Here is a 26,521-nt window from a genome sequence, read left to right on the forward strand (position 1 = left end):
GATATGGGGAAAGAATTGTTCGTTACAATTGAAAGTGCAGTTTCACTTCAAGGAACGCTAACAATTCCAGCATATGATGCAGCGACATATCCAGCTATTTTATTGATTGGTGGAACGGGAAAAGGAGACCGAGATGGAAATGTTCGCGGTTTATCGCTACGTTTATATAAAGACTTAGCGGATTATTTCACTTCATTAGGATTTGCGACTTTGCGTTATGATAAGCGTGGTACGCATAAAAGTGAAGGTGATTATTATAAAACAGGTGTTACAGATTTAATTGATGATGGTGTTGCTTGCGTACGTTTTTTAAAGGAGCATCCACAAATTGATCCAAAGCGAATCGTCATTGTAGGTCATAGTGAAGGAGCATTACTTGCGCCAGCAATTTATGTAAGAGAATCCGTTGCTAATTTAATTTTACTTAGCGGTGCAGCTGAACCTTCGAAAACATTACTGCCAAAGCAAATGAAAATGGTAGTGAAAGAATTAGAAGAAGCATCCGGATTTCGAGGATGGCTATACCGTTTTTTAAAACTTCCACAACGTATTCAGAAACAAAATGAAGCGCAGATGGAAAAAATACAACAATCATCAAAGCCTGCTTTGCGAATCAAAGGGGTAAAGGTAAATGCAAAGTGGCTACGTGAACAATTTCAATATAATGTCGTAGAGTATTTAGAGAGAGTAACGTGTCCGGTTTTGGCAATTACGGGAGACCGTGATATACAAGTACCGCCAGAACAGGCAAGAGATATTGCGGAATATGTAGCAGGTGAGGCCGAGTGGCATATCATCCCTAATATGAATCATATTTTACGAGAAATCGAGAAAAATCATACCATGTTAGGGCTAATGAAAGAATATAAGGGGCTTGTGAATAAAGAGATTCAAGAGGAATTATTGAATGTTATGAAGGAATGGTTGGCAAAGTATAACCTTCCATAGGGAAAAAGAATGAATAAATATTAAATCAAAAGACAAACGAAAATGAAAATAGAGAAAAGGGATCCCTTTTCTCTATTCATTTTCTTCATGTAAAAACAGCATCATATGCTCTTCATCCCAATATTGGTCATTATATTTTAACGAACGCTCTTGTACACCAAATGTTTTAAAGCCTAACGATTCGTAAAGCTTTTTTGCACCTTCATTGCCAACGACAACATCAAGCATAAGTTGTTCTACTTCTAATTCTTTTGCTTTTTCAATTGCTGCTTGCATCAGAGCTTTTCCGGCGCCCATTCCGCGCGCTTTTGGAGAGACATAAACAGAACCAATTTTTGCTTTATGTTCTTGCTTTAAAAATGATTTTGTTTCTAAAGTTGCCACGCCAACTAAATCGTCGTCTTTAAAAGCACCAAGCGTGTAATTTTCGTTTTGGTCTAATATTTGCGCTTTATATTCAACAGGATCTTCCTTATTAATAATATCTTCATAAGAAGAACTGAACGCTTCTGGATTTTGTTTTAATCCCTCGACACGAAGTGCTAAATAAATTTCTGCGTCTTTTTTTGTTAATACACGAATTTCCAATTGTATCATCCTCCAATTCTTTGGTGGTAATGTTATATTTTATATTAAAATCCTAATACTTTCAAAAAATAGGCTTGATATATGAAATGTTTTAATATTTCTACATAAAAGTCGCTGCTATGGAGAAACATGTGGCTTGCACTGCCCGTGGCAGAAAAAGGCCCTGACCGCTATTAAGCATGGCCAGACGCTCTCACCCACCCATAAAAGGGGAAGTGGGTAATATATCAATTTTTATGTTTCAACATATAAGTTACTGCTATGTAGAAAACATCATGCCCTCCACTTGCATGCTCCCTTTGTTTAAAACCTCGCATGTGGTAAAAAAAGGCCCTGACCGCTACTAAGCGCGGCCAGACGCTCTCGCCCATCTAAAAAGAAAAAGGTTTTATGATAGCTATTTAATAGGCAGTTCTATCGTAAATGTAGTTCCGACTCCGATCTCGCTCGTTACTTGTATAGACCCACCATGTGATTCTACAATTTCTTTTGCAACAGCTAAACCAATACCTTTTCCTCCAGTTGCTCGTGTCCGCGATTTATCAACCCGATAGAAACGGTCAAAAATATGTGATAAGTCTTCACATGGAATTCCTTCCCCTTCATCTTGCACTTGTATAAGAAAAGTATGCTCCTTTTTTAATACTCGTACTGTAATATGAGTATTCTCGTGAGAATGCTGATGTGCATTATGTAATAAATTGAGCATAACTTGCTCCATGCGGCGGTCATCGATGCACACATATAAATCTTCTTGGCAATATAAAGAGATATCGATTTGCTTTTTTTTAAGAGATGGTTTTATTTTTTCGACCATACGCTCGGCGAATGGTAAAAGTGAAACTGGCTGTTTTTTTATCGAAAATTGGTGTTGTTCAAGCTGCGCCAGTTCAAATAAGTCTTGGACGAGTTCCGTAATATTTTCTGTTTCTTCTTCAATGATTTGTAAATATTCTTCCCGTTCTTCTTTAGATAAAGACTCTCTTTTGGCAACTTTTGTGTATCCTTTTACATATGTAAGCGGAGTGAGTAATTCATGTGCGACGCTGGCGAGAAACTCGTTTCGTTCTTTTTTCATATATATTAACTCACTAGAAAGCTGTTCGATTGTTTTTGCTAAGCTGCCTAATTCATCATTACTTTTAATATCTAACGTAATGGGTTCATTTTGTTTCATCAATTTTTCAGTTGCTTTTTTCATCTTTATAAGTGGATTTGTAATAACCCTTGAAAATAAAAATACTAAAATTGTTGTAAGAGCTACTGTCAATGCACCGACGGTAACGAATTGTTGTGTTAATCGACAAATCATCGCTTTTATAGAGGCAGTTTCTAAAAACATATGGACATAGCCAATTACGACTCCATGTTTTACAATGGGGCTGGCTGTTGAAATATGTTTTGATTCTTTCCAGTTATCTTCTGTGATCATGCCATCTCTAGGAATGTATGTAATCTTTTGTTTAAGCTGTTTGCGTATATCTTCTGTAACAGGATCAGAAGAGTCGATAATATGACCTGTTGCATCTGTTATGACAAGTTTTGTATGAGAAGGTGAATTTGATTCCATTGCTGCTACGCGTTCAAAGATGCCTTCCCTATAGCGTTTTTCGATAATGTTACGATACCAAGTTCCTTTTTCTAATAAGGCCGCAGTTTCTTCATCTACACGCATTTGTGCCAATGTTGTATGAAAGGATACAAAGAGTACGGATTCAATGCAAAAAGCTAATAATAAAAAGTACGTCCCAAGCTTTATAGAAAGTTTATTCATTATGATTCACAACCTTTTTCTGTACTAACAGGCAGTAAGACCCCCACTGACGGAAATTTCACTTTATCCTTACGAGGGCCCATTTTTCCATTTGTAACCTATTTTATAAACAGTTTCTAGATAATCTTCGATAGGAAATCCTGCTTTTCGAAGTTTTTCACGTATATTACGAATGTGAGAATCAACAGTACGATATTCAATATCTGTTTGAAATCCCCAAATGAGTTCGATAAGCTCATCGCGGCTATAAGCACGGTTTATATTTTGTAAAAAGAGTCCAAGTAAGGAAAACTCAATTGGTGTGAGAGAGAGTTTTTCATCATATACAGTTACGGTATGTCTCGTTTTATCCCACTCGATGCCGTTAAAATTTATAAATCCTTCTTTCTTCGTACGACGGAGGACAGCTTCTATACGAGCAATTAATACTTGTTCATCAAATGGTTTTGTAATATAGTCATCAGCACCTAATGTGAGTCCTTTCACCATGTCATAATTTTGATTACGTGCTGTTAGCATAATAATAGGAACATTACTGATTTGCCTAATTTGAAAGCAAGCCTCCCAGCCATCCGTGTTTGGCATCATTACGTCTAATAAGATAAGATCAAAATCTTTTTGCTGAACGAGTTCAAGTGCTTCTTGACCTGACGTTGCTTTCATACAAAAATGTCCACGCGGACTTAAAAATAAATCTAATAAGCGAAGCATGCGTTCTTCGTCATCTACTAATAATAGTTTGGCCATAACGATGTACACCTCAAGTTTTCATTATTTACTCTTGTATTAATGTTTGTATATCTGAATTTTAAAAACGACATAAAAACCTCTTTCTTCTCCTGCCACATGCGAAGTTTCAAGGCAAGTAGCGATCATGTTATATTCCGCATAGCAGCGACTTATATGCCAAAAATTTAAAATGAATTTATGTAGAAGGAAAAGATAGGAGAGTCAAACTTTCACGAATAGAAGTTTCCTCCTATTATTATTCTACATGAACTTTACAAAAAACACTGTTCATATGGTAAAGAAAAGGACAATTGCCATAAAAAATGCACTACTTTTGCACATTTTTCTTTTATAATAGGCAATGTAGCAGCACAAAAATACCCTATGTTGCGACATAACGTCATGTCATTTTGATTTCAAAATGGCAAATTCCATTCTATTGTGTACGTGGGATAGAGAACATTTTTCGTATTCACCTCGCATCGGATAAGAAAAATTTCTATCTCACGTCTTTTTTTTGATTGTAGATAAAAGGGGATTTAGATAGTGAACAAAAAAGATCTTGAAAAGCAGAAACAAGAACGAAATGTAGTTATAATCTGCATTGCGGTATCAATGATGATTATCGTTGTTTGTGCTAGAAAGTTTTTTTGGTTGTTATAAAATAAATTGGTTTGTTATAGATGAAAAGCCTCGCACTACATAGTGCGAGGTTTTTGTAATGTAAAAATAATGATACATGAGAAACACCCACTTCATTTGCAGGAGAGTGAGTATTTTCATGTTAAAAGAAGATTTAAGCATTGAGAAATAACATCATATGTTCTTCATCCCAATATTGTCCGTTATATTTTAAAGCACGTTCTTCTACACCAAATGTTTGGAAGCCAAGTGATTCATATAGTTTCTTTGCCGGTTTATTTCCAGTAACCACATTAAGCATAATCTGTTCTATATCTAATCTAGGGGCATTTTCAATGATAGTTTCAATTAACGCTCTTCCAGCACCAAGACCGCGTGCTTTTGGAGAAACGTATACAGAGCCAATTTTCGCTTTATGCTCCTGTTTGACAAGTGGTTTTATTTCAAGAGTGGCAATACCGATTAATTCCTCTTCTTGAAAAGCACCTATCGTAAACTTTTCAGGGTTATCTAACCGTTTTGCAATAGCAGCAACGGGATCTTTTTGTTTCATAATATCTTCATAAGAGGAACCAAATGCTTCTGGATTTTGCGTTAAACCTTCTATGCAAAGTTGTAAATATATACTTGCATCTTCTTTTGTTAATACACGAATATTCATATTAGTTAACCCCCTAATGGTTTTTATGTAATGAAATTATATATTAACTTTATTAACTATTCAATAGGTATATATAGATGCAAATTGAAAAACTAACATAAAACCCTTTTCTTTTTCGGTGGGCGGGAGCAACTGGCCATGCATAAAAATGGTCATGGCTTATTTCTGCCACATGCGCAGGTTCCTTTTTTTCATAGTAGCAATCTATATGTAAAAAAGTAAATTGGATTCATATAAGTAAAAAATGACATAAAACTCTCTTTCTTTTTTGAGAGGGAGAGAGCAACTGGCCGTGCATAGAAACGGTCAATGCCCTTTTCTGACACGTGCCATGTTTTAAACAAAGGGAGCTAGACAAAGATATCGAAAAATAAAGTGAATTTATATCAAAAGATTTCTCATATGAGAAACCTTTTGAGCGCTCTATTTATGCTTACTGATACCCTTCAATTCGTTCCGGGTGTGTGTAAATATTACAAGAATCACCGCGAATAAAGCCAACAACAGTAATTCCTAAATCATGAGCAAGTTCTAGTGCTAATTTTGTCGGAGCGGATTTGGAGAGGACAATTTCACAGCCGATTTTTGCAACTTTAAGTAAGATTTCAGATGAAATGCGTCCGCTAAAGGCAATTACTTTTCCTGTTATTGGAATGTTTCTTTGTAAGCAATATCCGTAAATTTTGTCTAAAGCATTGTGACGACCAATATCCATTCGTGAAACGAGAATTTGTTTTTCATCACATAATGCAGTGTTATGTACACCGCCTGTTTCTTTGAAAGTGATAGAGGATTGCTGCAGGTCCTTCATGAGACGAAAGCAATCTTCAGGCCTTAAGGTAATATGAATATCGTGCATCGTTTTTGCTTTTGCGGCATCATTTACAAAGACAAACCCTTGTCTGCTTTTGCCGCAGCACGATGTCACATATCGTTTGTTATAGCAAGTTTGATAGAGTGGATTTGTTTGCGTCGTTGTGACATGCGCAAATCCTTTTTCTTTTTGAATCCATAATTGTTCAATATGTTTATAGGAAGGAATAATACCTTCTGATACTAAGAAGCCAACGACCATATCTTCAATATGATCAGGTGTACAGACAATTGTTACATATTCTTCACCATTTAGTTTAATTGTAAGTGGATATTCTGTTACAACCTCATCATCTTTTTGATGAAACGTTCCACCCTGATAACGAACCATTGTATATGTGCTTTGAACAGACTCCATATGACTTTCCCCTTTATTATATTTGGCGAGAAGACCTCCACCTCACTTCTCTGAAACGATAGGTGGGGGTAGTTCAATAATTATTCTCCCACGTTTATCATAAGGCATAAAAAAAAGAAAAGCATTCGTTTTGTATATAAATCGATCAACAGCTTTACTAATTTTTATATTATAAGATATATAACGTAATATATAAATTAGTAAGGATGTGGTTTGATGTCAATTCTAAAAAACAGTAAAATTGGTACGAAGTTGAATACATTAATGATTACAGCTAGTATTGCATGTATTCTCTTATCCATTATAGGGGTTATCTCTTTAAAGAAAACGGCCGAAACTTCTACAGATATGTATGATGAAAGGTTACTTCCAATTTTTTGGATAGAATCTATAGAATCTAATTTCTACTACCGTAATTGTAATTTTATGGAACTTATGATTACAACTGATGAAACAAGAAACAAAGAATTAATAAATAATATAGCTCAAATGCAAAAAGAAAATGATGAGTTATTAAAAAAATTGGACTCTAAGGTCAAGTCACAAGAAGAAAAGCAATTGTACGAGAATTTCAAAAAAAACTTTCAAGAATACAGAACTCGAGCGCAAGAAGCGCAAAATTTAGCATTAAACAATAAAAATGAAGAAGCTTATACTTATTATGTAAAAAACACTGAACCCGCTATGCAAAGTACAACTAAATCTATTCACGAACTTGTGCACTATAATAGTAGCAAGGCAGAACAATTACAAAAAAATAATACGAACAGTGCAGATACTACAATACTGATGTTTATTATTATTTCCGTTATTGCGGCTGTAATTATTACATGTATTGGATATATCATTAAAATAGCGATTAAACGTCCGATTGATTTATTACAACATGATATAAATCAAGTAGCGGATGGAAATCTAGTCATACGTACTTCGTATCAAGCAAATGATGAATTAGGAGCTATTGTTACCTCTTTTAATAACATGTTAGATAATTTACAACAATTAATCGAAAGAATACAAGTAACAACACACGAAGTTACTTCCTCTACCGATAGTTTGTTACAGAATACAAAACAAGCATCTACCATATCTCACGAAGCTGTTCAAACAATTAATGAAGTAAACAAACAAATAGAAGGACAAGTTATTAATATTCATGAAAGTTCAACAGCAATGAATGACCTAACAAATGGCGTTCAAACAGTAGCTGAATCAGCAGCAACTGTTGCTGAAGTATCTGTTACCACAACAGATCGTGTAAATAACGGAAGTAAAGTAATCAAACAATCTATTACGCAAATGAATAATGTTCATACAGTTGTCGAAGAAACATCTGCAGTAATAGAACGCCTTATTATGCGTACACAACACATCGATAAAGCTTTACACGCGATTACGAATATTGCGGAACAAACAAACTTACTTGCTTTAAATGCTGCAATCGAAGCTGCACGTGCAGGAGAAAATGGAAAAGGCTTTGCAGTTGTTGCAGCTGAAGTGAGAGATTTAGCTGAACAATCCAAGCAATCCGCAAATGAAATCAATAATTTAATTAAATCCATCCAACAAGATACAAAAGATACGGTTCAAATCATGAGAAAAGGACACGAAGAAGCTACACAAGGAAGAGATGCTGCTAATGAAGCAGACGAAGCCTTTTCAACAATTATGAAAGATATTCATAAGATAACACGTCAAATCCAAGAAGTATCAGCTACAACAGAAGAAATGTCTGCTGGAACTGAAGAAATTAACGCTTCACTATCAGCAGTATCAGAAACTTCTACAAAAGTAGCGAAAGATACAAATCAAACCGTACAAGCCATTCAAACACAAGCATCATCCATTACAGAAATAACAAATCAATCGATGCGAATAAGGAAAAAAATCGAAGAATTAGAAGGATTAATTTCACAATTTAAAATTAAAGAATAAAAAGTATTTATAAATGGGGCCCCGCCACATTGCTATCAAGCTAAGATTTTAAAGTACCCCCAAAACGAAAAATTTGTGATTTTTAAAGTACCGAAATTCATTTTTTTGTTTTGGGGAACAACCAATTTCTTAAGTTGATGGGCATGCGCTCCCTCCCCAAAAAAGAAAAGGTTTTTTCATGCCATTTTTCATTTTGTATTCACATACATCCCTTGGTTATTATTTATATTCTACGATATAATAGAATCGTAGTCATATACATCAATTGTAAGTTTATTTTATACATCAAGAATCTACTTCTAAGAACTTTTTTCTGTTTTGAAAAAGAGCGTATAGCAACACTGTTTTGAAAACGTATTCAAAAGGTGTTGTATGGTTGGTTGTAAGGAGAGGGTAAAGATGTCAGAACACAAAATTCGTGTAACTGTCGATGGTACAGAGTATATTTCATCTAATGAGAAAACGATATTGCAGTTATTAAACGAAAGAGAGCTTGAACACCCGCAAATTTGTCACGTACCAGAAGTTGATCCAATTCAGACATGTGATACATGTATTGTTGAAGTGAATGGAAAGCTGATGCGCGCATGCTCAACAAATCTTGAAGAAGGCATGTATATTGAGAGAAAGTCGAAGCGAGCGGTTGAAGCCCAAACAGAAGCGATGGACCGGCTACTTGAGAATCATTTATTATATTGTACTGTTTGCGATAATAATAACGGAAATTGTAAAGTCCATAATACAGTGCATATGATGGGAATTGAAGAACAGAAATATCCGTACGAACCGAAAGTGAGCGCTTCGGAAGTCGATATGTCCCATCCGTTTTATCGTTACGATCCAAATCAATGTATTGCATGTGGGCAATGTGTAGAAGTATGCCAAAACTTACAAGTAAATGAAACCTTATCGGTGGATTGGAGTTTAGAGCGCCCGCGTGTCATTTGGGATGACGGCGCAAACATTAATGATTCTTCTTGTGTAAGTTGCGGACAATGTGTAACGGTTTGTCCATGTAATGCCTTAATGGAAAAATCGATGCTTGGAGAAGCTGGTTTTATGACAGGGATAAAACAAGATGTGCTAAATCCAATGATTGATTTTGTAAAAGACGTAGAACCGGGTTATAGCAGTATTTTAGCTGTTTCGGAAGTAGAGGCAGCGATGCGTAAAACGAAAATTAATAAAACGAAAACCGTTTGTACGTTTTGTGGTGTCGGCTGTTCATTTGAAGTATGGACGAAAGATCGTCACATTTTAAAAGTACAACCGTCATCAGATGCACCGGTAAACGGGATTTCAACGTGTGTAAAAGGGAAATTCGGATGGGATTTTGTAAATAGTGAAGAACGGATTACAAAGCCGCTTATCCGTAAAGGAGACATGTTTGTTGAAGCAACTTGGGAAGAGGCACTAGAAGTTGTTGCAGAAAATATGAGTCATATTAAAGAGCAATACGGCAGTGAGGCGTTTGGATTTATTTCTTCTTCTAAAGTAACGAATGAAGAAAATTATGTAATGCAAAAGTTAGCGCGCCAAGTATATGGAACAAATAATGTGGACAACTGTTCTCGCTACTGTCAATCACCAGCGACAGATGGTTTATTTAAAACTGTAGGTATGGGCGGTGATGCAGGAACAATTAAAGATATTGCAGAGGCAGGGCTTATCATTATTGTTGGGGCAAATCCGACAGAAGGTCATCCCGTTCTTGCAACGCGTGTGAAACGTGCCCATAAACTGCATGAGCAAAAATTAATTGTAGCTGATTTGCGTAAGCATGAAATGGCGGAACGTGCTGATTTATTTGTGCACCCAAGTCAAGGTACAGATTACGTTTGGCTAGCAGGTGTAACAAAATATATCATTGATCAAGATTGGCATGATCAAGCATTTCTAGCTGAAAACGTAAAGAACTTTGACGAATATAAAACAATGATAGAGAAGTATACGCTTGATTATACAGAAAGTGTAACAGGCATTTCAAAAGATACATTAATAGCAATGGCAAAAATGATTCGTGATGCAGATGGCACATGTATACTTTGGGGTATGGGAGTAACGCAAAATACAGGTGGAAGTACGACATCTGCTGCCATCTCTAATTTACTTCTTGTAACAGGGAACTATCGTCGCCGCGGTGCAGGCGCATACCCGCTGCGCGGACATAATAACGTACAAGGTGCTTGTGATATGGCAACATTACCAAACTGGTTGCCTGGTTACCAAGCGATAGCTGATGATGCACTGCGTGCGAAATTTGAAAAAGCATACGGCGTTTCGATTCCGAAAGAGCCAGGATTAAATAACATTGCGATGCTGATTGCAGCAGAAGCAGGGAAATTACGCGGTATGTATGTGATGGGAGAAGAAATGGCATTAGTCGATTCTAACGCGAATCATGTGCAGCACATTTTAGAAAACCTTGATTTCCTTGTTGTACAAGATATGTTTTTAACGAAAACAGCTCGTTTTGCAGATGTCATTTTACCAGCAGCACCGAGCTTAGAAAAGGAAGGCACATTTACAAATACAGAACGCCGAATTCAGCGTTTATACGAAGTTATGCCGCCGCTTGGTGAATCAAAACCAGACTGGTGGATTTTGCAGAAGGTAGCTCGTGCGTTAGGTGCAAATTGGAACTATGAGCATCCAAGTGAAATTATGGATGAAATCGCATCACTTGCTCCTTTATATTCGCAGGCAACCTATGATCGTTTAGAAGGATGGAATAGCTTATGCTGGGGTAGTCATAACGGAGATGATACACCGTTATTATATGTAGATGGATTTAATTTCCCTGATAAAAAGGCACGTCTATCACTTGATGAATGGGTACCGCCAGTCGAAGCGCCGGAAGAATATGATTTATTATTAAATAATGGCCGCATGCTCGAACATTTCCATGAAGGGAATATGACAAAGAAATCGGCAGGCATTTTATCGAAAATGTCAGAGGTATTTGTGGAGATTTCCCCGGAGCTAGCGATGGAGCGAAATGTAAAGGATGGAAGTCTTGTTGAACTTGCATCACCGTTTGGAAAAATAAGGGTTCCAGCGCTTATTACAGATCGGGTAACTGGAAACGAACTATACTTACCGATGCATGCAACAGTAAATGAAGAAGCAATTAATATTTTAACAGGAACGGCAACCGATCTTTTTACATGTACACCAGCATATAAACAAACGCGCGTCAAAATGCGTGTGCTGCGTGAAAAAGGAAATCGCCCACTTCCTGCTTCCAATCCGCGAAATAAAGAGCGTCATCCGCAAAATGGTGTCGAAGTGCAAAAGAAATGGCAACGAAAACAATACGTATCACTTGTGGATGAAAACTAGGGGGCGAGCATTGTGGCAAAAGAAATTACGATGATTCAAAAAACAGTTGTAACAGAGGAACAAAAGAAACAACAAGTTTCAGAGGGATTATTACAACAGTTAGGAGAGAATCAACAAGCAATTGAAGAAACGATTCATTTGTTAGCACAGCTTCAGAAAGCTGGTTTGTTAGATGCTGCCGTAAGCTTGCTGGCAGCGAAAGAAGATGTTTCGAAAATTACGATTGAACAACTAAACCGTGAACCAGTAAAAAATGCATTAAATAATGTGATGGGTGCAGGAGAAGCGCTATCTTCAGTAGACCCAGAAGTGACCAAGCAAGTAACATCTAGCTTAGTTACAGGTTTACAATACGCAACAGATGAACTGGCAAAAGGCAAGAGAACAGGTGTGATGGATTTCTTTAAAGTATTACGAGATCCAGACATAAACCGAGCGATTACATTTGGATTTAATTTTTTGAAAGCATTTGGTCAAGAACTAGAAAAGAAGAACTAATAAAAAAAGAGCGGTGGATTTAGAATCTATCGCTCTTTTACATGTTTAGTAGAATATATTATGATGAAAGAGATGAAATTTTAATATATAACTATTTTCATTTTTCAATATATATAAATACAAGTTGACTTTTTAACATCTAAGTCGCTGCTATGCAGAACAAAACATGGCCGCTACTTGCTTTCTACCTTTGTTTTAAACTTTGCACGTGGCAGGAAAAGGAACTGACCACTTCTATGCATGGCCAGTTTCTCTGGTCTCTCCCCTAAAAAAGTGGTTTTTATGTTGTTTTTTAATTTATATATAAATATATTTCGATTTAAAGATTTTTGCTATGTAGAAAAAAGGGAGCATGCTACTGTTTTTCTCTCTTTGCTTTTACTTGGCATGTGGCTGAAACAGGCTCTGACCGCACCTATGCGCGGCCAGATGTTCTCGCCCCCCTAAAAAAGGGTTTTATGTTTTTTAAACTTAAATATTGTTTCGAAATATGGAGGTACCTATGCTATATCGTAAAAAATTATCTATACCAGGGGTAATGAAACATTCCTTTCAGACAGTAAGATTTGCCTTTGGAAATGTACTATCGTTTCAACTCATGTATAAACTTTTAGCCGTAATTGCTTTTATTCCATTATTCCGTATTATTTTTAATAAGCTGTTATACTGGGGGGGATATGCCAATGCGACAAATGATGAATTGCTTGCATTTTTAAAAACACCCTACGGAATTGCAGTGATTGTCATTTTATCTGTGTTAGCACTTTTTCTTATTTTTATCGAATTTGCAGTGCTAATTATTATTTCATATTTTGCACATAAGCGACAAAAGGTGAAACTGCGTCCTATTTTATATAAAACGGTAACGTATTTACCTTCTTTTTTTACCTATTGTTTGCCAGGATTTATTTTGTATGTTGTCGTTTTACTGCCCCTTTTAAGCATCGGTTATAAATCTGCACTTCTTCCTGAAATCCAGATTCCTAATTTTATTACAGGCGAATTATTGAAAACAACAATGGGGCAATTTGGATATTATTTCTTTTTCGCCATAGTTGCCTATGTCAATCTTCGTTGGATTTTTGTGTTACCTATCATTGTTTTAGAAGAAAAGCCGTTTCGCGTAGCTGCTCGTCAAAGTGCCACGTTAGTAAGTGAAAACTTTTTGAAAGTCCTGTTCTTTTTCATTGGATTTTTTATTTCGATAGGCATTGTTTTTCTAATGTTTACAGGTGTTTATTTATTATTACTGCTTGGGATATATGAATTTACAAATCCAGAAGGGACATTTGCTTTATTAGCACAATCGACGCTATCTGCATTTTTAACGAGTACACTTTATATATTTAGCTTTATTGTTACTCCGTTTTATATTATGGCGCTGATCAGGTTATATTTACAAAAAGTTCCCCTTGAAGCTGTTTTATTAGAAGAGGGCCTTGATTATTCGAAAGTAAAAGCAGAGAAATGCTTTTTTCAAAAGCATCGATTGAAATTTATTGGTGTATATATTTGCGTGGGTGTTGTAATGGGAATGGTTTTGGCTTTTATTGTAACCTTTATTACGAACTCTTATAAAGAACCTATTATTATGGCACACCGTGGTTATATATCTAGGGGAGTAGAGAATACAAAAGAATCAGTACAAGGAGCGATTGATGCGAAAGCAGATTATGCGGAGATCGATGTACTGGAAACGAAAGACGGAGAATTAGCCGTTATACACGATTTGAAATTAAAACGTCTTGCGAATGCAAATGTACATGTGTCAGATTTAACGATGGATGAACTTAAAAAGCTTACGCTAAGGCAAGGTGAATTCTCAGGCGAAATTAGTACACTTGATGAGATTATTAAACTTGCGAAAGGGAAGATTAAACTTAATATAGAAGTGAAGCTCCATGGAAATGAAGATGAAAAGGATTTTGTAAAGAAGGTTTTAAAAACGATTGAAAAAAATGAATTTGAAAAGCAGTGTGTTATTCAAACATTGCATTACCAACTTATTAAAGAATTTAAACGTGCAAATCCAGATATAAAAGTAGGATATGTCCTATATGCAAATGCAGCAAATTTAAAAAATGTTCCGGCAGACTTTTATGTAGCGGAAGAATATATGTTGAATAAGCGCTTAGTACAATCGGCCCGTAAATTAAATAGACCGATTTACGTCTGGACTGTAAATGATATGGAAAGCTTAAAGAAGTATTATAAATTGAATGTGGATGGAATTATTACAGACTATCCAGAAGATGCAAGAGAAACGATTAAAATGCTCAAAGAACAAGAGGAAAATGAAACGGATATGGTTGAGAAAATTATGGAAACAACGGCAGACTTATTTTCAAAGCTATTTGTAGGAAGATGGAACTAAGAGTATGCAAATTTTTATACAGTTTTTCGGCTAATCCAGTAACAAACGGGAACCCTGAAACCCACGCAGGATAGGGATGTATAAAAAATGAATAGAGTCATAGAAAAGGAAAAGACGAATTCTTTGTGAGAGTAAGTATCCGGCTTTTTCTTGCTATTGATAATGTTACGTTATGTCAACCGAGTATGAATAGGGTATTCATACTCTTCCTATGTTAAATTTATATAAAAAAGGAGCATTCATTCATGGAAAAGTTACAAATCTTATTTAATAGTTCAATCCAATCGATAACAGAATTACATCCTGGATATGAAAATCACGCCAGTAATGTTTTGTTAATTAAGACAGAAACTGAGGAAGTCATTGTACGTTCCTCACAAATGATTCAAGAACCTCATAATGACTTCTGGTGGGGGTGTAAACAGCTATTTGGGATTGATCCTCGAAATGTATTTAGTTTAGAAGTTATTAATAACTCCTTAGCGGAACTAAGTTCATTTCCTGTACCAAGGGTTCTACGAAAAATGACTATAGATAATAAGGAATACGTGGTAGTAGAAAAGTTAAATGGGCATACGATACATACTTTTTTGAATCAACCATCTTCCATATTAGAAAGCTTGGGGAAAGGATTAGCACTCATCCATCAAAAAAGCTTTAATTACATAGGTAATCCATTAGGGACTCATCAAACATCTATTTACGATTTTCACAGTACACTTATAAACATAATGCAACAGCTAACTGAGAGATTTTATAACAATAACCAAAAAATACTAGAGGTTCTTCCTGAAATGCAATTGTTATTAAAAAGGATTCCTACTCCAACAGAAAGTAATTTTATTTTAGTCGACATGGATCCCACACAATTTTTAAGCAATGGAACTGAAATTACCGGATTAGTAGATACAGAAGCTTATGCTGTAGCACCTAGAGAGTTAGATTTTATTGCCTTAGAATATGTATTGGATAAAAAGAGTGCTGAAGACTTTATTAGAGGATATATATCTGTACAGGATATTCCTGATTTAACTTATGTTAGAAAACCATATAGATATTTATATCGTTTGCTATCAGTTCAAGGTTCCGTTGATATTGAAGAATGGCTAAACCATCCAACATATTTTTAAAAACAACTTCCGCTAACGAGAATTATGTAAATGAGTTGTCCATATGGGCGGCTTATTGTATTTTTTTTTACTTATTGTAGTCTTGAAAAAAATTGGAGTCTCCTATAGCGTATCTATATGTATTATTTACTCAAATCTCATAACAGCAGCATATAAAAGCGTTATCTACGTGGCTTATTAAGAAATATTGTGATAACTAATAACAATACTCCTATTATTGAAATCAAATATGGGAATTTCTCCATTTTCTTTTTCCACGTTTATCTTTGTTATAAACAATACATCTTTATTTCAAACCAACATTATCTCCTTTTTGTACATTTGGAATGTTGAATATTGTCGAAGTGTCGATATATTATTGAACAGATAAGAAGGAGCGAATTCAAAAGAAATCTACATCTCTTTTGAGTTCGCTCCATTTTTTTTGTACGGAGAGATCTGTACTAAATTGTTAGTCGTGTAAATAGGATGGTAGGAGAGGAGAGCAAAGGAGGCAGGGAATGGAACGGTATCGTGTCATAGGAAAAAGTGTGAAGCGAAAAGAGGGTGCTGATAAAGTAACGGGAAGAGCGAAGTATATCAATGATGAAATAGAGGTTGGTACGCTATATGTAAAACTGCTTACGAGCCCATATGCGCATGCTTATGTTAAGAGTATAGATATTCGCGGGGCGAAGAAAGTAGAAGGTGTACATGCTGTGGTAACGGGAGCGGATTATCCGATTCTTGTCGGTTCTAGTATTATTGATCGTCCTCCGTTAGCTTTTGAGAAAGTACGGTATTTTGGCGAACCTGTTGCGCTTGTTGTAGCGGATACAGAAGCAATTGCAAAAGAGGCAGCAGCACGAATCCGCGTTATATACGAAGAGCTTCCAATTATTCGTTCCCCTTTGCAAGCCTATAATGACACGAACATATTAGTCCATGAACATGTGGAACGATATAAATTAGAAGAAAAAGTATATCCAAAGCCGCACACAAATATTGCAAACTGGACAAAAATTCGTAAGGGTGATATTCAAAAAGGATTTGCTAGCAGTGACGTGACTGCCTGTGAAACATTTTCTTTTCGGCAATCTGATCATGCAGCGATGGAAACGCGGTGTGCGAGGGTAGAAATAAAGCCGAACGGAGATGTTATTGTTCATTCTACTTCACAGGCTCCTTTTGAAATAAAGAGGCAGTTAAGTAAAGCGTTTCAAATTGATGAAGGGAAAGTCATTGTACACGTGCCGCTCGTCGGAGGAGCATATGGCGGCAAAACAGCGGTGCAACTTGAGTTTTTAGCATACATTGCTTCAAAAGCAGTAGGGGGAAGACGTGTTACTCTTCGAAATAGTAGAGAAGAAGATTTTATAACATCTCCTGTTCATATCGGTTTACAAGCAAAAGTAAAGCTTGGATGCACGAAAGATGGAAAGCTGCAAGCAGCCGAAATTTTGTATTTATTTGACGGCGGTGCTTATGCTGATCGGGCGGTAACGATGAGTAAGGCAGCTGGGCTGGACTGCACGGGTCCATATGGGATTGAAAACGTATGGTGTGATTCACTTGGTATGTATACGAACCATACATATGCAACGTCGTTTCGAGGTTTTGGACATTCAGAGTATACGTTTGTAATGGAACGAACAATCGACATACTTGCAGAGAAGTTAGGGATGTGCCCGCTTATGTTTCGTCTAAAAAATGCGATTAGACCAGGGGATACAACACCGACACAAGTACCTGTAACGCGAAGTAACACCGGAGATGTGACGGCGTGCTTGCAAAAGTTAAAATCGCTTATCAATTGGGAAGAGGGAAATAAAGTTGTTCTATCAAATGGTATTGTACGTGCTAAAGGGGTTAGCTGCTTCTGGAAAAATTCGACTACACCAAATAATGCCGGTGCAGGTGCTGTGTTAACCTTTAACGGTGATGGTAGTGTCAATATTAATTGCGGCGCTGTTGAAATTGGGCAGGAAACAAAAACGGTGCTAGCGCAAATGGTTGCAGAGAAAATGAATATGAATACTGATGATGTCCATATCATGATGGAAGTCAATACACAAGTCGCTCCAAAACATTGGAAAACAGCAGCGAGCCGGACGACACTACTTGTTGGAAATGCTGTTGTAATGGCTGCAAAAGACGCAATGAGGCAGCTTTGCCAAACGGCTTCAAATTTACTTGGGTACACCGCAGAAGAATTAGAGATTGCAAGAAAACAAGTTTATGTCAAAACGAATCCGAACCTATACGTACCTTTTTCTAAAATTGCATTTGGATATGTAGATGCAAATGGACATGTAAAAGGAACAGAAGTGGTCGGAAGAGGGAGTTACGTGATTGAAGGAATTACAGACATTGATTATGAGACAGGGAAAGGTAGACAAGGACCAGAATGGGGAGTAGGAGCGCAGGCCGTGGAAGTGGAGTATAACCCTAAAGATTATACATACCGCTTGTTGCATGCTGTAACAGTTGCCGATGCAGGAACCATTTTAAATAGAAAGGGAGCAGAGGTGCAAATTATGGGAGCCATGAGCATGGGGCTTAGTTTTGCAACGCGAGAAACATTTCATTATGATGCGAAGGAAAGAAATTTGAATCATCAGTTTCGTTCTTATAAAGTCATCCATTATGGCCAACAGCCAAAGTATATAGTCGATTTTGTAGAAGTACCACATGAAGAAGCTGCATTTGGTTCTAGGGGACTTGGGGAACATGGAATAATTGGCATGCCGGCAGCTTTAGCGAATAGCTTATCTATTGCAGCTGGTATTTCACTGCGGAATTTACCGCTTACGCCAGAATTAATTTGGAAAGAGAAGCAAAAAGGAGAAGGGATGGAATGATACCATTTGATTTTGAGTATTATCGTCCAGATTCTATTCAAGAGGCAATTCGGTTATTTCATGAGCTAGATCAAGAGGAAAAGAAGCCGCTCTACTATGGAGGCGGCACAGAAATTATTACGATGGGACGCTCACAGCGCATTCGAACAAAGGCTGTTATTGATATAAAAGATATTTCGGAATGTAATGTTTGTGAATGGCAGGGTGACAAACTTTTACTTGGTGCAACATTAACGATAACAAATGTTCAAGAAGCGAAAGTATTTCCGCTCCTTGGGGAAACGGCAGGCCGGGCCGCAGATCGCACAGCAAGGAACAAAATTACAATTGGCGGAAATGTTGCAGGGAGGATTCGATATAGGGAGGCTGTGCTGCCATTTTTATTAGCTGATAGTACATTTGTCATTGCAGGAATAGAGGGCATTCGCTATGTCCCTGCACATCAAGCTTTTGCGGAAAAATTGCAATTACAAAAGGGTGAGTTTCTTGTACAAATCATTACAGAGCGGCAGTATGTGACAGCGCCGTATTATAGTGTGAAAAAGCGTCAACTGGAAAAGATTGATTATCCCCTTGTGACAGTTGCGGCAATAAAATATGGCAGTGAAATTCGGATGGCGTGCAGCGGTTTATGCGCTTTTCCATTTCGTTCATTTCAGATAGAAGCAGCTTTGAATAATAAGCAGATTCCATTTGAGAAAAGAATCGAACGTGCTCTAAATCATATTCCAGCTCCTGTATTAGATGATATAAGAGGTTCGCGTGCTTATCGGACATTTGTATTTCAATCTGTACTGCAAGATCTATTGCGAAATTTTGCAGAGGGGGACGAAGGATGAGGAACGTGCAACTTATTCTACATGTAAATGGAGAAACGCGAGAGGCCGCCTCAAGAATGGCTGATACGCTATTACATATATTACGTCACGAACTGGATTTAACAGGAGCAAAGCCAGGCTGTGAAAATGGTGATTGCGGTGCTTGCACAGTTTTTGTTGACGGGATACCGATTAAGTCTTGTATTATGCTGGCTGTTGAAGCGATTGGAAAGCAAGTTACAACGATTGAGGGGTTACAATCAGCTCCTATTCAACAAGCTTTTGAAGAGAAATGGGCGTTCCAATGCGGATACTGTACACCGGGGTTTATTATGAATTGCCACGGACTTGTTACAGGAAGGCCTGATGCAGACGATCACGTCATTGAAGAATGGTTAAGTTCTAACATTTGCCGGTGTACGAGTTATCAAGAGATTGAAGAAGCTGTAAAGTTTGCACTGCAAAAGCAGCGAGGGGAGTCAAAATGACTTCTGTATACGATGTATTAGAAGCGTTGTTATGTTGTGAGACACGCTGTGCGTTAGCGACGATTATTCATGTTGAAGGATCGGCATATCGAAAAGAAGGAACGATGATGCTTTTTCAAGAAGATGGTACAAAAGTTGGAATGCTAAGTGCAGGGTGCATTGAAGAAGAGCTTTTTTACTATGCGACGCATGCTATGGAGCATAAAACGTGGGCGATTCATACATTCAACACGAAAGCAGAAGATGATTTGTCTTGGGGAGTAGGATGTAATGGTGTCATTCATGTATTAGTAGAACATATAGATGATACCTATAAAGTTATTTTACAAGATTTGTATATTCACCTTACTGATGGTTCCTCTGCTTGGATGGTGAAAAACCTTTCGCTAGAGCAAACTGCGCTTATATTTAATAATGGGAATACGCTTGGGAATTGGGAAGGAACGATTCCACAGGCAACTGACTTGAAAAATGGGTTACAAGATGAATATTATAGCCAACATTTTATACCGAAGCCCCGTCTGTTTATTTTTGGGGCAGGAGAAGATGCAAAGCCGCTCGTGCGTTTTGCGAAAGAAACGAACTTCTTCGTAACAGTTTGTGATTGGCGGGAAGGTTTATGTAATACGGATCAATTTCCAAATGCTGATGCATGTATAGTCGGGTTTCCGGGAGAAATGATCAAAGACCTTTCACTACATCAAAGTGATTTTCTTGTCATTATGACGCATCACTTTGAAAGAGATCGGCAATTACTGTCACTCTTATTAGGAAAAAAAGTTCGTTATATAGGTATTTTAGGCCCTCGTCATCGTACGGAGCGCTTATTAGAAGGGAAACCAATTCCTCATTATCTCCATTTTCCTGTTGGAATTTCAATTGGTGCACAAGGTCCAAGTGAAATTTCCATTAGCATCATGGCTGAAATCATCGGACAATTACGGGGGAAGTGAGATGAAAATCATTGGTGTATATTTGGCGGCGGGAAATAGTAGACGAATGGGACCAGGAATTCATAAGCTTTCTCTTCCTTTCCATAATGAACCACTTGGTAAGGTAGCCCTCCAAACAGCTTTGTCTTCCAATCTCGCAGGTATCATTATTGTCGCAAATGATGCGAGTTGGGCCCTGCAATCATTACGACATAAGAACGTACACATTCTTTCTTGTGCTGATTCTAGTCAAGGACAATCACACTCACTTCGCTGCGGGTTGAAGAAAGCCATGCATATGAAAGCGGATGGGATTGTTGTCTTACTTGCTGACCAGCCCTTTATCAAAATAGAGATAATTAATGAATTAATAGATTGTTATAAGCAACATAAAACGGTCTATTATGTCGCAGCAAAGCATCGCGGCATTGTCAGACCGCCTGTTTTGTTTGCGAAGAAAACATTTCCTATCTTACAAACATTAGAAGGCGATCAAGGAGCGCGCGCTATTTTTCAACAGGTAGAGGGCATAACGATATCGTATGAAGAACCGGCCCTTTTTTATGATGTGGATAGCTGGAGTGATTATCAGAAAATGATAAAATATATAGATGCAAATTGAAAAACTAACATAAAAACCCTTTTCTTTTTCGATGGGCGAGAGCAACTGGCTATGTTTTGTTCTGCATAGCAGAGACTAATATGCAAAAACATGAAGCAGGAACATCATAAGTCATTAATTCCTAACTTATAGAGAGTATATGTGGTTTTTGTATAATATTTATTCGCTAAAAAACTTTCTAGAAATAATAAGTGTAGCGTGACAAAATAGAATAAGAATACATATATCGTAATAAAAATAGTTTCTATTATTTCCACTATTTTAAATATAAAAACTTTTATTTTTTCGTATGATAGCGTTTTCATGAGTAGGAAGTTATGCTAGAATAAATTCATAAGTTATTCATTATTAAAAAAAGAAAAAAGAATTACTTTTTTCTGTTAATTATAAGGGGGCATTTCAAATGCGTATTGGAGTACCAGGAGAAATTAAAAACAACGAAAACCGTGTAGCTATGACACCAGCTGGTGTTGTACATTTAATTCGTAACAATCACGAAGTATTCATTCAAAAGGGTGCAGGATTAGGATCAGGTTTTCCTGACGAGCAATATGTAGAAGCAGGAGCAAAAATCGTAGAAACAGCTGAAGAAGCTTGGTCTATGGAAATGGTAATGAAAGTTAAAGAGCCAGTTGCAAGCGAATATAAATATTTCCGTGAAGGTTTAGTTCTATTCACTTACTTACACTTAGCTCCAGAGCCAGAATTAACAAAAGCGTTAATTGAAAATAAAGTAGTAGCAATCGCTTACGAAACAGTTCAATTAGAAAACCGTTCTCTACCATTATTAGCACCTATGAGTGAAGTTGCAGGTCGTATGGCAGCACAACTTGGTGCACAATTCCTTGAGAAAAACAAAGGTGGAAAAGGTATCTTACTTGCAGGTGTTCCAGGCGTTAAGCGCGGTAAAGTAACAATTATCGGTGGTGGACAAGCTGGTACAAACGCTGCTAAAATTGCAGTTGGTTTAGGTGCTGACGTAACAGTTATCGACTTAAGCGCAGATCGTCTTCGTCAATTAGATGATATTTTCGGTAACCAAGTGACAACTTTAATGTCTAATCCTTACAATATTGCACAAGCTGTAAAAGAGTCTGATCTTGTAATTGGCGCAGTATTAATTCCAGGAGCGAAAGCACCAAAACTTGTAACAGAAGAAATGATCAAGTCTATGGAGCCAGGTTCTGTTGTAGTTGATATCGCGATCGACCAAGGTGGTATTTTCGAAACAACTGACCGTATTACAACACATGACAACCCAACTTATGAAAAACACGGCGTAGTTCACTATGCAGTTGCAAACATGCCTGGTGCGGTTCCACGTACATCTACACTTGCATTAACAAATGTTACAGTACCATATGCAGTACAAATCGCAAACAAAGGCTACAAAAAAGCTTGTTTAGAAAATACTGCATTATTAAAAGGTATTAACGCATTAGAAGGCTTTGTAACATTCGAAGCAGTTGCAGAAGCACACGGTGTAGAATATAAAGCAGCAAAAGAATTATTAGAAGCAGAAGCAGTATCTTGCTAATCTAAATATCGAACAATATTTTCATACAACAAGATGAGAGCTAAGAGAAGTGCCTCTTAGCTCTTTTTAACTAGAAGGGGGCAAGGGTCGTGGCCAACTTATTCAAAAAGAAATCCGTGACACAATTGTTAAGCCAAAGTCAAAGTAAAACTTTGACAAAAACATTAGGGGCATTTGACTTAACGATGTTAGGAATTGGAGCAATTATCGGTACAGGAGTACTTGTATTAACTGGATTAGTAGCAGCAAGAGATGCTGGTCCAGCTGTTATTTTCTCGTTTATGATTGCAGCAATTGTTTGTGGCTTTGCAGCATTATGTTATGCAGAAGTTGCCACAGCGCTTCCTGTATCAGGAAGTGTATATACGTATGCATATGCAACAATTGGAGAATTTATTGCACATTTAATGGGATGGACATTATTGTCAGTTTATGTGTTAACAACAGCAGCGGTAGCTGGCGGTTGGACGGGTTACTTTAATAACTTAGTAAGTGGATTAGGAATAGAGATTCCGAAACAATTGTTAACGATTCCATCTCAAGGCGGAATTGTGAACCTACCAGCGGTTGGCATTACATTAGTGTTAACATGGTTACTATCTCGCGGTACGAAAGAAAGTAAACGTGTAAATAATGCAATGGTATTAATTAAAATTAGTATTGTTGTATTGTTTATTGCAGTTGGTGTGTTCTATGTAAAACCAGAAAACTGGACGCCATTTGCACCGTATGGTATCAATGGGATTTTTGCCGGAGGAGCTGCAGTATTCTTTGCTTTCTTAGGATTTGATGCGTTAGCAACTTCAGCTGAAGAAGTAAAAAATCCACAGCGTGATTTACCGATTGGTATTATTGCATCACTTGCTGTTTGTACAGTTATTTATATTGCAGTTTGTCTTGTTATGACAGGAATGGTGTCATACAAAGAATTAAATGTACCAGAAGCGATGTCTTACGTATTAGAAGTTGTTGGGCAAGATAAAGTAGCTGGTGTGATTGCCATTGGCGCAGTAATTGGTATCATGGCCGTAATTTTTGCTTATATTTATGCGACAACACGTGTATTCTTTGCGATGAGCCGTGATGGTTTACTTCCAAAATCATTTGCGAAAATTAACAAAAAAACAGAAGCTCCGGTATTTTCAACATGGTTAACAGGTATCGGAAGTGCTTTAATTGCCGGATTTATCGATTTAAAAGAATTGTCAAATTTGGCTAATATTGGAGCGTTATTAACGTTTGCGATGGTGGGCGTTTCTGTACTGATCCTTCGTAAAACACATCCGACATTACAACGTGGCTTTATGGTACCTCTTGTACCAGTATTGCCGATTATTTCAATCGCATGTTGTCTGTTCTTAATGGTTAATTTACCACTTACAACATGGTTATACTTCGGTGCTTGGCTTGTACTAGGAGTTATCGTATACTTCGTATACTCTAAGAAACATAGCCACCTGCAACAAGATAAAAGTTCGCAAGATCATTTAAAACAAGCAAATTAAAGGGATAAAGCCTTATGCGTTGGGGAGCGCGTAAGGCTTTTTTATGCTTTTGAAGGAATTTTGGGAAATTTTGTAGAAACTTGTATGTCGAAAGGTGGGAGAAAGAATGAATGTAAAAGAAGAAGTAAAAGTTGTAGTAGGGGCAGAAGGATATAACAATAATCCAGGGTGGTTACATACACAAGAAAATGAACTAAATTTACTGAAAAGGGAAGATTGGACGAAACAATTTGCTCCAAACTCTATCGCAGCAATCTTGGGAGAGCATGTGTGGGAGCATTTAACATATGAAGAGGGAGTAGAAGCAGCAAAAATTTGTTATGAATTTTTACAGCCAGGCGGCCATCTTCGCTCCGCGGTACCAGATGCGTTTTTCCCAGATGAAGATTATCAAGCAGGCGTACAAGTCGGCGGACCAGGTCCATTAGATCATCCGGCAGCGAGCCACAAAATTGTCCATAACTATAAAACGATGACTTCAATGTTTGAAGAAGCTGGTTTTGAAGTGAAGTTACTAGAGTATTGTGATGAAAACGGAGAATTTCATCATAATGACTGGAATGAAAAAGACGGCTTTATTTATCGTTCCAAGCGTTTCGATCATCGCAATCAAGATGGACAACTTGGTTTTGTTTCATTGATTGTCGATGCAGTTAAGTCTAAATAAATGAAAAATCGCCGATATATCAGCGATTTCTTGAATATATCGACGATTCGACATGATATAAAGACTCTTCGGTGATATTCGATATGCTGAACGCATAAAAGAGAACCCTTTAGTATAAATCAAGGGTTCCTTTTTTCATTTTTTAAAAGCAAAATCCGATAATTACCATGAAAAATAGATGGTTCTTCATATTGAACGGTAAGCGGTAATGTTCCAATAATAACACTCAACTTGCGATTAATAGTCGTTCCAAGTCTCTCAGTAAATAGGTTCATTAATTTTCTAAATGGAGATAGTTGTTTTTCTTCAGAAAGAAATTTATCTAAGATAATGATGTTTCCTCCGTCTTTTATAACGCGTAATGCTTCTGAAAGTGCAATATGAGGATGTTCAACAACACTTAAAATGAGATTTAAAATAACAACGTCAAATGAATTGTCTAGAAATGTGAGCTCTTCAGCATTCATTTGTTGATATACAACATGAGGATAAGGATATTTCCGTTTCGCTTGCGCTAACATATGATTTGAGAGGTCGATTCCAGTGATGAGGGTATTGTTCGGAAGAAGTGGGATATCTTGCCCTGTACCGACGCCAACTAATAATATTTTTTGATGTTCTGTAAAAGGTACAAGAGAAAAAGCACGTTTTCTTGCTTTAATAAAGAAACGGTTTTGTATGAACAAATCATAAAAGGTAGACCATACTTTATAAATTTTTTGATTTTGCTTATTTTTCATAACGTTTCCCTCCATTTCTATATACAATGTAAAAAAATAAAAAGCAGAAATTATTGACACATATGAACGGTCACTCATATAATGAAAGTATAACATATATGAACAGTTATTCATATGTTCAAGTGAAGAGGTGAGCTATTGTGACTGAACAAAAAGTAGAAACTAATGAAGAAACATGTTTACAAAATGTCATTCATCAAGAGGTTGTTGAAAAAGTACAACAAACGATTCCGCAGGATGATAGCTTAAGTCAAGTAGCAGAGTTATTTAAAGTATTAGGAGACCGTACGCGCACACGTATTTTACATGCTTTGTTTGAAGCGGAAATGTGCGTATGCGATTTAGCATATTTACTCGGAATGACGCAGTCGTCTATTTCCCATCAATTACGTGTATTAAAGCAAGCGAAGCTTGTGAAAAATCGTAAAGAAGGAAAAGTGGTGTACTATTCACTTGCAGACCATCACGTTATTCATATTTTTGAGCAAGCATTTGAGCATGTAAACGAGGAAAAATAGAA

The 26,521-nt window shown here is 36.9% G+C and carries 21 protein-coding genes; 15 read left to right on the top strand and 6 right to left on the bottom strand.

Annotated features, from left to right (window positions below; translation table 11 throughout):
• The first annotated feature begins 3 nt into the window (after positions 1-3).
• Positions 4-948 (top strand): alpha/beta hydrolase family protein, encoded by a 945-nt coding sequence (locus H280_RS0111285; protein ID WP_020061234.1) that lies wholly within the window; start codon positions 4-6, stop codon positions 946-948.
• 72 nt (positions 949-1,020) lie between these two features.
• On the opposite strand, the gene H280_RS0111290 is transcribed toward H280_RS0111285, so the two are convergent.
• The 5 genes from H280_RS0111290 to fdhD all read right to left on the bottom strand — a co-directional run bounded on the left by H280_RS0111290 (position 1,021) and on the right by fdhD (position 6,573).
• Positions 1,021-1,536: a GNAT family N-acetyltransferase gene (locus H280_RS0111290; protein ID WP_020061235.1), complete on the bottom strand. Its 516-nt coding sequence runs from the start codon at positions 1,534-1,536 to the stop codon at positions 1,021-1,023.
• A 397-nt stretch (positions 1,537-1,933) separates the two neighbouring features.
• Positions 1,934-3,310 carry a HAMP domain-containing sensor histidine kinase gene (locus tag H280_RS0111295; protein WP_020061236.1) on the bottom strand — a complete coding sequence of 459 codons (1,377 nt, stop codon included), beginning with the start codon at positions 3,308-3,310 and terminating at the stop codon, positions 1,934-1,936.
• A gap of 69 nt (positions 3,311-3,379) precedes the next feature.
• Complete coding sequence (locus tag H280_RS0111300; protein ID WP_020061237.1) at positions 3,380-4,057, bottom strand: response regulator transcription factor; 678 nt, start codon at positions 4,055-4,057, stop codon at positions 3,380-3,382.
• A 778-nt stretch (positions 4,058-4,835) separates the two neighbouring features.
• The gene (locus tag H280_RS0111310) at positions 4,836-5,342 is read right to left on the bottom strand and encodes a GNAT family N-acetyltransferase (protein WP_020061239.1); all 507 of its coding nucleotides are present in this window, start codon (positions 5,340-5,342) and stop codon (positions 4,836-4,838) included.
• Between the two features lie 433 nt (positions 5,343-5,775).
• Entirely contained in the window at positions 5,776-6,573 is a 798-nt protein-coding gene (fdhD, locus tag H280_RS0111315) for a formate dehydrogenase accessory sulfurtransferase FdhD (RefSeq protein ID WP_020061240.1), read from the bottom strand.
• A 216-nt stretch (positions 6,574-6,789) separates the two neighbouring features.
• Between fdhD and H280_RS0111320 the strand changes: the two genes are divergently transcribed.
• From H280_RS0111320 to H280_RS0111380, 13 genes are all read left to right on the top strand, one after another.
• Positions 6,790-8,508: a methyl-accepting chemotaxis protein gene (locus H280_RS0111320; protein WP_020061241.1), complete on the top strand. Its 1,719-nt coding sequence runs from the start codon at positions 6,790-6,792 to the stop codon at positions 8,506-8,508.
• Positions 8,509-8,907: 399 nt separating this feature from the next.
• Positions 8,908-11,850, top strand: a complete 2,943-nt coding sequence (fdhF, locus tag H280_RS0111325; RefSeq protein WP_020061242.1) for a formate dehydrogenase subunit alpha — start codon at positions 8,908-8,910, stop codon at positions 11,848-11,850.
• A gap of 12 nt (positions 11,851-11,862) precedes the next feature.
• Positions 11,863-12,348 (top strand): DUF1641 domain-containing protein, encoded by a 486-nt coding sequence (locus tag H280_RS0111330; RefSeq protein WP_020061243.1) that lies wholly within the window; start codon positions 11,863-11,865, stop codon positions 12,346-12,348.
• Between the two features lie 502 nt (positions 12,349-12,850).
• Positions 12,851-14,722: a glycerophosphoryl diester phosphodiesterase membrane domain-containing protein gene (locus H280_RS0111335; protein WP_020061244.1), complete on the top strand. Its 1,872-nt coding sequence runs from the start codon at positions 12,851-12,853 to the stop codon at positions 14,720-14,722.
• A 245-nt stretch (positions 14,723-14,967) separates the two neighbouring features.
• The gene (locus H280_RS0111340) at positions 14,968-15,852 is read left to right on the top strand and encodes a hypothetical protein (RefSeq protein ID WP_020061245.1); all 885 of its coding nucleotides are present in this window, start codon (positions 14,968-14,970) and stop codon (positions 15,850-15,852) included.
• Positions 15,853-16,352: 500 nt separating this feature from the next.
• Complete coding sequence (locus H280_RS0111345; RefSeq protein WP_020061246.1) at positions 16,353-18,692, top strand: xanthine dehydrogenase family protein molybdopterin-binding subunit; 2,340 nt, start codon at positions 16,353-16,355, stop codon at positions 18,690-18,692.
• Positions 18,689-19,531, top strand: a complete 843-nt coding sequence (locus H280_RS0111350) for an FAD binding domain-containing protein (protein WP_020061247.1) — start codon at positions 18,689-18,691, stop codon at positions 19,529-19,531. Before H280_RS0111345 ends, H280_RS0111350 begins: the two co-directional genes overlap by 4 nt.
• Positions 19,528-19,998: a (2Fe-2S)-binding protein gene (locus tag H280_RS0111355; protein ID WP_020061248.1), complete on the top strand. Its 471-nt coding sequence runs from the start codon at positions 19,528-19,530 to the stop codon at positions 19,996-19,998. The genes H280_RS0111350 and H280_RS0111355 overlap by 4 nt, the downstream gene beginning before the upstream one ends.
• Positions 19,995-20,951, top strand: coding sequence for an XdhC family protein (locus tag H280_RS0111360; RefSeq protein ID WP_020061249.1), 957 nt, complete (start codon positions 19,995-19,997; stop codon positions 20,949-20,951). Before H280_RS0111355 ends, H280_RS0111360 begins: the two co-directional genes overlap by 4 nt.
• A gap of 1 nt (position 20,952) precedes the next feature.
• Complete coding sequence (locus H280_RS0111365; RefSeq protein ID WP_020061250.1) at positions 20,953-21,552, top strand: NTP transferase domain-containing protein; 600 nt, start codon at positions 20,953-20,955, stop codon at positions 21,550-21,552.
• Between the two features lie 403 nt (positions 21,553-21,955).
• Positions 21,956-23,089: an alanine dehydrogenase gene (gene ald, locus H280_RS0111370; RefSeq protein WP_020061251.1), complete on the top strand. Its 1,134-nt coding sequence runs from the start codon at positions 21,956-21,958 to the stop codon at positions 23,087-23,089.
• Positions 23,090-23,178: 89 nt separating this feature from the next.
• Positions 23,179-24,594, top strand: a complete 1,416-nt coding sequence (locus H280_RS0111375) for an amino acid permease (protein ID WP_020061252.1) — start codon at positions 23,179-23,181, stop codon at positions 24,592-24,594.
• Positions 24,595-24,700: 106 nt separating this feature from the next.
• Positions 24,701-25,261 carry a class I SAM-dependent methyltransferase gene (locus tag H280_RS0111380; RefSeq protein ID WP_020061253.1) on the top strand — a complete coding sequence of 187 codons (561 nt, stop codon included), beginning with the start codon at positions 24,701-24,703 and terminating at the stop codon, positions 25,259-25,261.
• Positions 25,262-25,380: 119 nt separating this feature from the next.
• On the opposite strand, the gene H280_RS0111385 is transcribed toward H280_RS0111380, so the two are convergent.
• Positions 25,381-26,001: a class I SAM-dependent methyltransferase gene (locus H280_RS0111385; RefSeq protein ID WP_020061254.1), complete on the bottom strand. Its 621-nt coding sequence runs from the start codon at positions 25,999-26,001 to the stop codon at positions 25,381-25,383.
• A 140-nt stretch (positions 26,002-26,141) separates the two neighbouring features.
• Between H280_RS0111385 and H280_RS0111390 the strand changes: the two genes are divergently transcribed.
• Positions 26,142-26,519 (top strand): ArsR/SmtB family transcription factor, encoded by a 378-nt coding sequence (locus H280_RS0111390; protein ID WP_020061255.1) that lies wholly within the window; start codon positions 26,142-26,144, stop codon positions 26,517-26,519.
• Positions 26,520-26,521: the final 2 nt, after the last annotated feature.

It is taken from the genome of Bacillus sp. 123MFChir2, assembly GCF_000383235.1.
Classification (GTDB): Bacteria; Bacillota; Bacilli; order Bacillales; family Bacillaceae_G; genus Bacillus_A.

Coding starts and splice junctions, on each gene's coding strand:
- H280_RS0111285 (WP_020061234.1), top strand. CDS start 4: ATGGGGAAAGAATTGTTCGTTACAATTGAAAGTGCAGTTTCACTTCAA.
- H280_RS0111295 (WP_020061236.1), bottom strand. CDS start 3,310: ATGAATAAACTTTCTATAAAGCTTGGGACGTACTTTTTATTATTAGCT.
- H280_RS0111300 (WP_020061237.1), bottom strand. CDS start 4,057: ATGGCCAAACTATTATTAGTAGATGACGAAGAACGCATGCTTCGCTTA.
- H280_RS0111310 (WP_020061239.1), bottom strand. CDS start 5,342: ATGAATATTCGTGTATTAACAAAAGAAGATGCAAGTATATATTTACAA.
- fdhD (WP_020061240.1), bottom strand. CDS start 6,573: ATGGAGTCTGTTCAAAGCACATATACAATGGTTCGTTATCAGGGTGGA.
- H280_RS0111320 (WP_020061241.1), top strand. CDS start 6,790: ATGTCAATTCTAAAAAACAGTAAAATTGGTACGAAGTTGAATACATTA.
- fdhF (WP_020061242.1), top strand. CDS start 8,908: ATGTCAGAACACAAAATTCGTGTAACTGTCGATGGTACAGAGTATATT.
- H280_RS0111335 (WP_020061244.1), top strand. CDS start 12,851: ATGCTATATCGTAAAAAATTATCTATACCAGGGGTAATGAAACATTCC.
- H280_RS0111340 (WP_020061245.1), top strand. CDS start 14,968: ATGGAAAAGTTACAAATCTTATTTAATAGTTCAATCCAATCGATAACA.
- H280_RS0111345 (WP_020061246.1), top strand. CDS start 16,353: ATGGAACGGTATCGTGTCATAGGAAAAAGTGTGAAGCGAAAAGAGGGT.
- H280_RS0111350 (WP_020061247.1), top strand. CDS start 18,689: ATGATACCATTTGATTTTGAGTATTATCGTCCAGATTCTATTCAAGAG.
- H280_RS0111355 (WP_020061248.1), top strand. CDS start 19,528: ATGAGGAACGTGCAACTTATTCTACATGTAAATGGAGAAACGCGAGAG.
- H280_RS0111360 (WP_020061249.1), top strand. CDS start 19,995: ATGACTTCTGTATACGATGTATTAGAAGCGTTGTTATGTTGTGAGACA.
- H280_RS0111365 (WP_020061250.1), top strand. CDS start 20,953: ATGAAAATCATTGGTGTATATTTGGCGGCGGGAAATAGTAGACGAATG.
- ald (WP_020061251.1), top strand. CDS start 21,956: ATGCGTATTGGAGTACCAGGAGAAATTAAAAACAACGAAAACCGTGTA.
- H280_RS0111380 (WP_020061253.1), top strand. CDS start 24,701: ATGAATGTAAAAGAAGAAGTAAAAGTTGTAGTAGGGGCAGAAGGATAT.
- H280_RS0111385 (WP_020061254.1), bottom strand. CDS start 26,001: ATGAAAAATAAGCAAAATCAAAAAATTTATAAAGTATGGTCTACCTTT.